This window comes from Mastigocoleus sp. MO_188.B34, from assembly GCF_030065675.1.
GTDB lineage: Bacteria > Cyanobacteriota > Cyanobacteriia > Cyanobacteriales > Nostocaceae > Mastigocoleus.
Window position 1 is genome coordinate 1 of sequence record NZ_JASJDK010000185.1, and the last position, 11,549, is coordinate 11,549.

The 11,549-nt window shown below is 37.7% G+C and carries 6 protein-coding genes; 5 read left to right on the forward strand and 1 reads right to left on the reverse strand.

Going from position 1 to position 11,549, the window contains the following annotated elements; all coding sequences use genetic code 11:
* From QNJ50_RS26990 to glgP, 3 genes are all read left to right on the forward strand, one after another.
* Window positions 1–315, forward strand: a 315-nt coding sequence (locus QNJ50_RS26990) for an ATP-binding protein (protein ID WP_300641792.1), incomplete at its 5' end; no start/stop codon positions are given.
* 340 nt (window positions 316–655) lie between these two features.
* A complete protein-coding gene (locus QNJ50_RS26995) occupies window positions 656–1,327 on the forward strand; it encodes a response regulator transcription factor (protein WP_300641795.1) in 672 nt (223 codons plus the stop codon).
* Between the two features lie 428 nt (window positions 1,328–1,755).
* Window positions 1,756–4,317, forward strand: coding sequence for an alpha-glucan family phosphorylase (glgP, locus tag QNJ50_RS27000; RefSeq protein WP_300641797.1), 2,562 nt, complete (start codon window positions 1,756–1,758; stop codon window positions 4,315–4,317).
* 300 nt (window positions 4,318–4,617) lie between these two features.
* On the opposite strand, the gene QNJ50_RS27005 is transcribed toward glgP, so the two are convergent.
* Window positions 4,618–5,370 (reverse strand): DUF429 domain-containing protein, encoded by a 753-nt coding sequence (locus QNJ50_RS27005; protein ID WP_300641800.1) that lies wholly within the window; start codon window positions 5,368–5,370, stop codon window positions 4,618–4,620.
* Between the two features lie 604 nt (window positions 5,371–5,974).
* Between QNJ50_RS27005 and QNJ50_RS27010 the strand changes: the two genes are divergently transcribed.
* Both QNJ50_RS27010 and QNJ50_RS27015 read left to right on the forward strand, forming a co-directional pair.
* Window positions 5,975–7,633, forward strand: a complete 1,659-nt coding sequence (locus QNJ50_RS27010; RefSeq protein WP_300641803.1) for a lipoxygenase family protein — start codon at window positions 5,975–5,977, stop codon at window positions 7,631–7,633.
* 1,112 nt (window positions 7,634–8,745) lie between these two features.
* Window positions 8,746–11,337, forward strand: a complete 2,592-nt coding sequence (locus tag QNJ50_RS27015) for an FAD-dependent oxidoreductase (RefSeq protein WP_300641806.1) — start codon at window positions 8,746–8,748, stop codon at window positions 11,335–11,337.
* Window positions 11,338–11,549: the final 212 nt, after the last annotated feature.

Below are 11,549 nucleotides of genomic sequence, written 5' to 3' on the forward strand. Positions count from 1 at the left end.
ATTGAACATCCTTTATCTATAGAAATTAATACTGCAATTTATCGTATTATTCAAGAGTCGTTAACAAATATTTCTAAACATTCTCAAGCAACGGCAGTTATACTCAAAATAACTACAAAAATCAATCACACAAAAATCAATCATTTACGATTAGTTATTAAAGATAATGGTAAAGGATTTGATGTCACCCAAAACACCAGTGGATTTGGTCTTCAAAGTATACGCGATCGCACTTTAGCATTAGGAGGAAACTTCAATATAAAAACTACTCCAAATTCGGGCTGTAAAATAATAGTTGAAATTCCTTTGATTTAGTAAATTGGTAATTGGCGAGAAGTAATGAGTAATGTTAGCGCCTGGCGGTAGCGTACCGGATCCGTAGGTAGCGGCTCCGCAGGTAGCGCAGCTAGAGCCTACGGCGACGGCGGAGGGAGCCTCTAGCTATAGGTATTGCGCACAGTAATAAGTAATGATTAATAAGTATAGGACTTATGCAACAGGCACATTTTTCGTGTAGGGTGCGTGACATAAGCGAGTTAACCTGAACGTATTAACAAGGTTTTGAGTGTCACGCACCACCGGTGTATTGTGACAATTGCGTAAGACCTGAAGTAATGAGTTGTATGTGGAAAATTATCAATAAAGTAATGATTTTATGATTAAAGTATTATTGGTAGACGACCAACATTTAATTCGTCAGGGTTTAAAAGCGTTATTAGAATTAGAAACTGACTTAGAAATTGTTGGAGAAGCAGAAAATGGAAAAGAAGCTATTAAAATAATTCCCCAACTCGAACCCGATGTGGTGATGATGGATATTAGAATGCCAGTAATGGATGGAGTAGCAACAACGAAGGAAATTCAGCAAAATTTTAGCAACATAAAAGTTCTCGTTCTCACAACTTTTGATGATGATGAGTATGTAACTAAAGCACTACAGAATGGTGCAACGGGCTATCTTCTTAAAGATACTCCTTCTGAAGAGGTCGCAGTTGCAATTCGTGCCGTTCATAAAGGATACACCCAATTAGGACCAGGTATTGCCAAAAAACTTCTCACTCAGTTTCCTTCTGAAATTAAAAATCATTCAAATCAAACTGAACCACCGTTAGGTTTAACCGAACTTACACCCAGAGAAAAAGAGGTACTGAAGTTAATCACATCTGGTGCTAGCAATAAAGAAATAGCTAAAAAACTCTATATTTCTGAAGGTACGGTCAAAAATCACGTCACCAATATTTTAAGTCGATTAAATTTGCGCGATCGCACCCAGGCTGCAATTTTTGCTAATTCCTTTTTAAGCTATTTGGACGCGGGAGACGAGTAATCTTTTAAGAGAAACAGTTATCAGTTAACAGTTAATGTGCTGTCGTGCACGCAATACCTAGAGCCTGCGGCGTCGGCAAAGCCTCTGACTAACGTCACGCAGGGCGCGCTTACACGAGCTGCTAACCGCTAGGCGCTAACAGTTTATGGCTAACGCCACACCCTTGCGGGCTAAAGCTAACAGTTAATGTGCTGAGAGTTAACAGTTGAGCACTACTCGTTGCTAATTACCCATTACTCATTACCAAAAAAAATACAACTTTATTTTATTCTGTTAAGTTAATTTAATTAATACTATTAAATCTAAAGTATTTTTTGCAATACGATACAAAGTTATCATCTCCTTACAAATATATAAGTTAAAAATTGGCAAGTTTAGGTGAATAAGGTCAACAATATCCATAGCGGTAGTTGGAGTTTAGCCGATATATGCAGCCCATTCGCACTTTTAATGTTTCTCCTTCCTTGCCACAAAGGTTAGAGCCATTGCGGCAATTAGCATATAATCTCCATTGGGATTGGAATGCTGAATCTAAGGATTTATTTAATCGCTTAGATCCCGAATTATGGGAGTCTAGCCGTCATAATCCAGTTTTAATGCTTGGTACTATTAGCCAAAATCGGTTGATGGAAGTTGTTGAAGATGATGGTTTTTTGGCTCAAATGGATCGAGCCGCACAGCAGTTAGCAGATTATATCAAAGAGCGCACTTGGTACCAAAAACAGCGTTCTGATAAACCAAAAGAATGTTACGCCTATTTTTCAGCTGAATTTGGTCTTACGGACTGTTTACCAATTTATTCTGGGGGTTTAGGTGTTTTAGCTGGCGATCATCTAAAATCTGCGAGTGATTTGGGTTTACCATTGGTAGGTGTTGGTTTACTCTATCAGCAGGGTTATTTTGCCCAATATTTCAATGCTGATGGTTGGCAGCAAGAACGCTACCCCATCAATGATTTTTACAATATGCCGTTGCACTTGGAACGGAATGCAGATGGTTCGGAACTGCGAATTGCAGTAAACTATCCCGGACGTGAGGTATATGCTAGAGTCTGGCGGGTACAGGTAGGAAAGGTTCCCCTTTATATGTTGGATACCAACATTGAACCTAACAAAACCTATGACCACGATATAACCGACCAGCTTTATGGTGGTGATATTGATATGCGCATCCACCAAGAAATTATGTTGGGTATTGGTGGCGTACAAATGCTCAAAGCCTTGGGTTATAACGTCACAGCCTATCACATGAATGAAGGTCATGCAGGATTTTCTGCTTTAGAACGCATTCGGATATTAATTCAAGAACAGGGGCTAAATTACGCCCAAGCAAAACAGGTAGTCGCTGCAAGTAATATTTTCACTACCCATACCCCAGTACCTGCGGGAATCGATTTGTTCCCTCCTGATAAGGTACTGTACTATCTGGGATACTATGCGGATATATTTGGTTTATCCAAAGACCAATTTTTAGCTTTAGGAAGAGAAAATACAGGAGATTTATCAGCACCCTTTAGTATGGCGGTATTAGCCTTAAAGATGGCTGTATTTTCCAATGGTGTAGCGCAGCTACATGGTAAAGTATCGCGACAGATGTTTAAAGGTTTGTGGCGTAGTCTACCCGTTAACGAAGTACCGATCGCGGCTATTACTAACGGTGTTCACGCTAGGAGTTGTGTTGCTAAATCAACTCAAGAATTATATGATCGCTACCTAGGACCAAACTGGTCTGCAACCCCAGCAGATCGTCCCATGTGGGGGAAAATGGAAGTCATTCCCGACGAGGAATTGTGGCGTAACCACGAACGTTGCCGTTTAGACATGATTTTATATGTGCGGGAACACTTAGTAAAACATTTACACGATCGCGGTGCATCCCCACATGAAATTGCTCAAGCTCAAGAAGTTCTCGACCCAAAAGTTTTAACCATTGGTTTTGCACGTCGTTTTGCAACTTATAAGCGTGCTACTCTCTGGATGAGAAATCTGGAGCGAATAAAAAATATTTTGCTGGGTGATAAAAATCGTAAGTTACAATTTGTAATTGCTGGTAAAGCTCACCCGAAAGATATTCCCGGGAAAGAACTAATTCGCGATATCAACCATTTTATTCGCGAGCAAGGCTTAGAAAAACAAGTTGTATTTGTTCCCAACTACGATATTCATATTGCCAGATTAATGGTTTCAGGTTGTGATGTCTGGTTAAATACACCCCGTCGTCCCCGTGAAGCTTCCGGTACTAGTGGGATGAAAGCAGCTATGAATGGATTACCTAACTTGAGCGTGCTTGATGGTTGGTGGGATGAAGCCAATTATGTTCTTACTGGTTGGGCGATTGGACATGGGGAAACCTATGAAGATCCCAACTACCAAGATGAAATTGAGGCAAATGCTCTTTACGACATCATAGAAAAAGAAGTAGTACCTTTATTCTATAACCGTGATGCCGATGGTTTGCCCCGAGGCTGGATTGCTAAAATGAAGGATGCTATTCGCTTGAACTGTCCGTTTTTTAATACAGCGCGGATGTTAACAGAATATGCCCAAAAAGGATATTTTCCTGCTAGCGATCGCTACTACAGCCTGAGTTCCAATCACTATGCACCAGCCAAAGAAGTCGCTGCTTGGGAAGAAAACCTTAAAGAAAACTGGTATAACATCAAAATCAAAGACATTGATGTATCTTCTAGCCCAGACATCCAAGTAAATCAAACCGTAGCAGTGAAAACCAAAATTGATTTAACAAGTTTGACAAATAATGACGTGCAAGTTGAGTTATATCAAGGTGCAATTAATGCTGATGGTGATATTGTTAATGGGGTTCCTGTCGTGATGGATTACCAAGGTGAAGATTCAAATCAATTAAGTATTTACACCGCCGACATCACTTATAAAACCTCTGGTTTACAAGGTTTATCCCTGCGGGTGTTACCAAAACACAAACATCTTTCTAGTCCTTATGAACCAAGATTGATTGTTTGGGCTGAATAATTCCAATTATATTAGGTCTGCTTAATTACTTGTTAAAAAATATGTTTGTAGTAGCGCTATATCCTGACGGACATCCATTAACCTAGTGTGAGGCGTGGGGCGTAAGCACAGACACTGAGCGTGTCTACAGCGTCTAGAGCCTGTGGCGTCGGTGGAGGAAGCCTCTAGCTGTTCTATCTGCGGAGCCGCTAGCAGCGCTAATAGCGCTATAAACAAATGTTGGCTGGCGCTGAAGCGCTACTACAAACCTTATCAAAAGTGTTTTATCGGACATGATATTAAAGCTCAAATTCAAGTTCGTTACGCCAAACAAGAAGCAGTTTTGAGTTGTGAGGGGATAACAATATAACCAGTAGTTTTATCACCAAGAACAAGGTTGCGTTGTTCTCCCCAATACCACCAGTGAGCTGCGACATAAGCGCAAATAATACTATCAAGCTTATCTTCAACAGCCTTGAGTTCTGTTCCCTTAGTAGGAATAGAAGAAATAAAATCACCAAGATTTACGGTAGATAGCTGAGGAGAATGGGAAGGTAAAATCTCTAGAATATAATTATAAAGTTTTAGGAGTTCTAAACGACGTTCGTGAAGGCGTCCTTTTTTATATTTAAGAATGCGTTCCAAGCTAAATAAGTGAACTATAGCAGGATGGGGAAAAACTTCTATTTGATATTTTCCAGGTTTTTGGGCTTCAATCTTTGGTGCATGACTGTAACCCCGAGATTCGAGTTCCAAACCAAAATTCACGGTACGTTCGGCAAAGGGTAAGCCAAGATTAGCAGGATAGCACCCAGCCTGATATTTACCAAAATGCTTATGGGTTAGCTTATCACATATACGACTCCCAGTTGCATTAGGAATTAGGGTCGGTGCATCGACTGCAATTAAAGCACTTTCACTTTTTTGAACGCAATTGTCTATCCAATTAAGGATATCTGCAATACTTTCTTGACGATCTAGATCTAGGATTTCTAGTTTATTATCTATTAACTCTAAATGGCATAAACCGCTTGGTTGCGATTTCCAGCCCAGGTCGATACCGATGAATTTCATGTGGTAATGGGTAATGGGTTATTGGTGTTAAAGTTTAGTGGATGTTCTTTAAACTTTTATCATATTTATTCCACAGGCATTTATTTGCAATCGAACCGTTCATAGAAAATAGTTGCCAGTAATTAACCTTGTGTTTTAATTGAGTTAGTAGTTTTTATTACAATTAAAACAATTTTAACAAATCAGTAAATATTGTATTAAATTTTTGTTATACCTTAAGCAGCAAAAGCGATACCTAGAATAAGATAAGTTTATTCTTAATGAAACTACGAGTAAAAATTTACCTATATTAAAGTATCAGGTGCATTTTCTGTAGATATTAAACCTAGGTAACATCATCAGGATTCACCCAATTTCTTTGAACTAACAGATAGCCCCAAACCTCTAAATTTGGGTAGATATTTGAGCAGATATAAAATTTTGTAGTACAAGCTGTTGGACATGACATAAAGTCAATTTTGCGTGAAGGTCAGGTTTTGCGCTTTCTTGGTTATACCTTACAAAATTTCATTATTTGAACTTTATCCTGTTATTCAAAGCTGAGTAAGTTTTCATAACTCGTAAATTTATTGTCATCGAATGTAAACTTTATAGCTCTTAATAAATGAAACCCTATCTTCCTCAAAATGACCCCAGCCCTGAGAAGCGAAAAGATTGGCTTAACAAAAACCGTGAAGAATACCAATTTAATTTCAATTATCTTTCTCCCCTTCCATTACTTGATGATGTTCCTAACAACGAAGCTTTTTCCCCTAAATATCTCGCAGAACGATTACCTTTAACTTTGGGTAAATTATCTGCTAATACCCTGGGAATTAGACTTCGCTCTTTTTGGGATCCCTTTGATGAGTTTCAAGATTATGAAGACTTTTTCCCAGTTTTACCAGCACCAGAATTAATTAAGACTTACCAGAATGACGAACACTTTGCCGAACAAAGACTAAGTGGGGCAAATCCAATGGTAATACGTAGTATTAAGGAATTACCTCCTCACTTTGCATTTTCCATTCAAGATTTACAGGCTGAATTTGGTACATCCCTCAATCTAGGGCGAGAACTCAGCAACGGAAACCTATACATCGCAGACTATACTAGTCTTTCGTTTGTTAGAGGAGGAAGTTATCTTAGGGGTCGAAAGTCTTTACCTGCACCCATCGCCTTATTTTGCTGGCGTAATTCTGGTTATTGCGATCACGGAGAACTAACCCCAATTGCAATTCAACTGGTACCAGAACTTGGTACCAAAAGTAGAATTTTAACTCCTTTTGATTCTCACCTTAACTGGTTATATGCCAAAATTTGCGTGCAGATAGCAGATGCAAATCATCATGAAATGAGTAGCCATTTATGTCGTACTCACCTGGTGATGGAACCCTTCGCAGTAGTAACAGCTCGACAGCTCGCTGAAAATCATCCTTTGGGTTTATTGCTACGTCCCCACTTCCGATTCATGCTGCACAACAATGAATTAGCCCGTAAAAATTTAATTAATCAGGGTGGATATGTTGATAATCTCCTTGCAGGAACCCTAAGAGAATCCCTACAAATCGTCCGGGAAGCTTACTTTAAAAATGCTGAAGAATACTGGAGTTTGAAGGAATTTGCTTTACCTAAGGAAATTGCAAATCGTGGTTTAGATGACCCTGATCGGTTACCCCACTACCCCTACAGAGATGATGGAATGCTACTGTGGGAGGCGATCAAGAAATTTGTATCGAATTACTTGAGTATATATTACCCAAATCCAGGGGATATTAGAGACGATCGCGAACTGCAAGCTTGGGCTGCAGAATTAGTTGCTCCTGATGGTGGACGAGTTAAAGGAGTACCTTCCCAATTTGAAAATCTACAACAATTAATTGATGTTGTGACTAGCATTATTTTTACATGCGGACCTCAGCACTCTGCTATAAATTATCCCCAATATGAGTATATGGCATTTGTTCCCAATATGCCCCTTGCAGCTTACCAACCTGTAGATTCTAATCCCAACATGGATCAGGGAAGTTTAATGGCGTTTCTCCCCCCACCCAATCAAACCGCAGACCAACTACAAATCATTTACGGATTATCAGCTTATCGTTACGATCGCTTAGGTTATTATGATCGAGAATTTAGCGATTCTCGTGCCGAAGAAGTCGTCAGACTATTTCAACAGGATTTAAATCATGTTGAACGTAAAATTGAGTTGCGTAATAAAAATCGCTTGGTTGAGTATAACTTCCTCAAGCCTTCTTTAGTTCTTAATAGTATCAGTATATAAGAATGAGAATTATGCACCATTTAACCTATGGTGCGTTAAATTTATTGTAATTCATGTCTTAAAAATACAACTAATATCGCCTTTTAAGACATATGCCATTATTAAATTGATCTAAATTTGTTGTTGAATATTCAAATTTTATTTTGAGAGCCAAAAGTTAAATAAGACACATATTATTAAATTAATTTACAAATAAATATCGTATTAATTATGCAGTTAATAGTCAAATATTACACTGAAAATTTAATATATATTTGAGTAATTATGGTTGACTATCTTGTAATTCAGATTGTAATAAAGCTTTCTTCTTGTTATAGTAGGCAGTGACATTTTAAGAATTTATAGTACCTTTTATATATCTAGAACAGAAACTCTGAAACTGGATCTATCTAAAGTACAGTAATTACTTAGAAGTCATTAAAATCAATTAAATATAAACTCAAAAAATCTCAGTTAGACTTTGGACAGAATTAAGGAGTAACTAATTGGTAAAAAATGTGCTGTATCAATTCATTAGGGTTTCAGGTAACCGGGTTTTCTTTCAAACTCAGTGAATCAATCCTAAATGGGTTAGCGAATACATTTGTTACCTTTGAAATTATTAAGGTAATTTGTCATAAAAGTCACAAATAAAGGAGTGCTTTTAATCAATCCAATCGTTTACATTTTAAATTTAAAAACTCTAATCATTTTCTAAAATCGAAAATGTTTATTAAGTTTTTATTAGATTTCAGAATAAAACTGCAGATACTAATTTTAGGTAAACCTTATGTGGCAATGGGATTTAGCTTCAAATATATTAACTTAACTGTTTCTTCATTGTTCTTTAAAAGCTAATCACAAATATAGGGCTTGGGAACGAGAAACATTTGTTAGTGTTTTATTTATTTAGTGTTCAACCATCGGCTAAAACTGAAAGAGACAACAGTCATTTAGCAAGTCTTACTTTATGAAGCTTGTTAAATTGAGGATTATTAAAAATCAAGGTTTAAAGAATTTGTGTTCCCTATTTGAGCCTGCAGAGTTCTCACAATTAATGCCATTCAAAAATACGAGTTTTCCTTGGTGAGGTTATTAATATTATGCGATTGAATGAAAATATAGGGTTAAAGATGAAAGAAAAGTTAACCCTAATTCAGGACGCAAACATTTTAGTTATTGGGGCAGGGGTCAGTGGTTTAACAACCGCTATCTGTCTCAAAGAAGCAGGCTTTAACGTTACCATCGCAGCAGATAGCTTTGCTCCTGATTTAACCTCTGTAGTAGCGGGTGCTTTGTGGGAGTGGCCGCCAGCAGTTTGCGGTCATCATGGTGCCCCCAGATCTTTGGAACGCTCTAAAGAATGGTGCATGACTTCCTATGACAAGTTCAAGCAAATGCACGCAGATTTCGGCTCAGAATCAACAGGTATTTATCTGAGAGATGTGTATTTCTACTTCAAGGATGTCTTGGAAAATCAACCCTTCGACCTCAACAAAATGAATGAATTGAAGGATAAAGTTGATGGTTTTGAAAGAGGCTTGCAGATTGTCAAAGACAGTATTGACTTGAATTTCCAAGGAGGCATAAAAGATGCTTATAAGCATATGTCTCCAATGGTAAACACAGATGTTTACATGAAGTGGTTACTGAAACACGCTATTGAAATTGGATGCGAAATCGTACAAGAAAAAATCACTATTAACGTAGTTGAAAACGAACAAGAATTGCTTCGTCGTTTCAATGCTAAAGCAATCGTCAACTGTGCAGGTCTTGGATCTATTGTGACAACAGGGGATTCTTCAATGCATCCTTTAAGGGGTGCCCTTGTAAGGGTGAAGAATCAAGGAGGTGTTGTCAAGGATGCCCATTGTATTTCTCATGATCGCTCTTCTAGCGACGAACAAGACATCATTTTCATCGTTCCTAGAGGTGATGATTTAATTGTTTTGGGAGGATTAGCACAGCCGGATAAATGGAGTACAGAGTTGTCCCTTGATATACCAATTATTCGCCAGATGTATGATGGCTGTTTGCAGTTTTTAGAGGAGTTGAGAGACCTTCCATTAGACGAAGAAGAGCCTGTCAGAACTGGTTTGCGACCATGTACAGAGAAAAATGTTTGTTTGGAGAGAGTTCCTAACACCAAAATTTTCTATAACTATGGTCATGGTGGATCTGGAGTCACCCTGTCATGGGGGTGTTCCGAGGAAATTGTCGAGTTAGTCCAAGAAGCACTCTGTGAGGAAATAAATGAATCTATATCTTTAACTAATGGGATTGATGTCAATCAGAAAACTGTTTTTGTGCTACATGACATGCTTTCCGCGAAAACTGACTTCAGTACTATTAAATCTGACAAGAGAAACTTAGTTTTACTTTGTAGTAGAAGAGGGCTGAGTAAAGTTGTACCTTCTCAGTATCAGCATTTCGGACTGGTAAGAATAATTGAGCCGTTTAATTTGGAAAATATATTCCAAACTTATCAGCAGATTAAAGCCGATTATGGACTAATAGACAGCAACTGTCAGGTTGTGACTAATGATGGATATTTGATGCTGTTAACTGCACAGTTGCGTGAAACTTTGAATCTAACCCATGGCGATCGCCAAACTGTTGTCAGCCAATTTACTAACAAGAGTTCTCTCAAATCAGCCCTGAAAAACTCTTCAATTAAACTACCAAAACATCTGATTTTCGATCGCAACCAATATCGTCAAGAACCACTTTCATATCTCAATTTTGTTGTTCGAGAACTGGGCGATAACGTATTTATCAAATCAGTTAATAGAAATGAAGGTGAACAAGTCAGAAGAATTCACACGATTGACGAACTCAAAGCCTGGTGTGAGAATAATGTAAATTTAAGTCAAGAATTTGAATTCAATGAATTAGTTAGAGGTCAGCCATATACTACAACCGTTGCAATTGAAGATGGTAAGCCTAAATATTTTGCTGCTTGTAAATACTATAGATTTAATGACAAGTTCCTTTACGGTTATTCAATTGGCAGTATTGTTGTTAGGGAAGAAGAGCCAGAATTCCAACAGCTTAAACAATTTTCAATTGAAGCATTACAAAATTTAGAATACGGTTATCCCAAAAATGGTGTAATCAACATTAATTTATTTTTACAAGAAGATGGTGAAGAACCACTTCTCATGGAAATGAACGTGGGGAGTCCCGGTACTTGTGCTTCAAAAATGTTTGAGAAATATCAGGGGATAAAACTAAACGAATTACATTTGCAATTACAAATTGGTGATTCTCCTAATATTCAAGTCAAGGATAAAAAAGATTGGAAATACAGCGCTTACTCAATTCATCCAAAGCGAGATGGAGTTGTTAAAACAATTGAGCAACCAATTTTTGAAAGTGATGTGGAAATATCTTGGCATATTTATGTGGGAGGAGCAATCAAAGCATCACAGAGTATGAGCGATGTTGGGATTGCTATTCTTTTAAGTCATAATGATTATTCAATCCTCGAAAAGGATTTAGAGACAGCTAACAATGCGACTCTTTATCAAACAGAGAAGAATTTGTTAAATAAACCTGAAGCAGAAAAATCTGAAGTAGAGGAACCTGAAGTAAAAAAAACTGAAGTACAAAAACCTGAGGTAGAAAAATCTAACGTAGAGATACCTAAAGTACAGACATCTGGAGTAAAGAGATTTCAGCAAAAATTGTTAAACACAGTTGGTAATCTCCTCAATATAAAATAGCAGCCCTAAATTATTTGTAAAAAATAGATATTTTTAGAGACGACCCAACCCTTTTCTAATTTCCCTGGGGAAACGGGTCGTCTCTATTATATTAGTGGTAATAAATCGCTATTATCATCAATACCTTCGCCAATTTACGAGGGTGAGTTGATGTGTAAACTCCCATTTCTCCGATGCTTGGCAAAAACAATAAGTCCTAAAAATTCCTTCAC

What these genes read in the sequence shown, in the direction of transcription:
- QNJ50_RS26995 (WP_300641795.1), top strand. Translation starts at nt 656, where the DNA reads ATGATTAAAGTATTATTGGTAGACGACCAACATTTAATTCGTCAGGGT.
- glgP (WP_300641797.1), top strand. Translation starts at nt 1,756, where the DNA reads ATGCAGCCCATTCGCACTTTTAATGTTTCTCCTTCCTTGCCACAAAGG.
- QNJ50_RS27005 (WP_300641800.1), bottom strand. Translation starts at nt 5,370, where the DNA reads ATGAAATTCATCGGTATCGACCTGGGCTGGAAATCGCAACCAAGCGGT.
- QNJ50_RS27010 (WP_300641803.1), top strand. Translation starts at nt 5,975, where the DNA reads ATGAAACCCTATCTTCCTCAAAATGACCCCAGCCCTGAGAAGCGAAAA.
- QNJ50_RS27015 (WP_300641806.1), top strand. Translation starts at nt 8,746, where the DNA reads ATGAAAGAAAAGTTAACCCTAATTCAGGACGCAAACATTTTAGTTATT.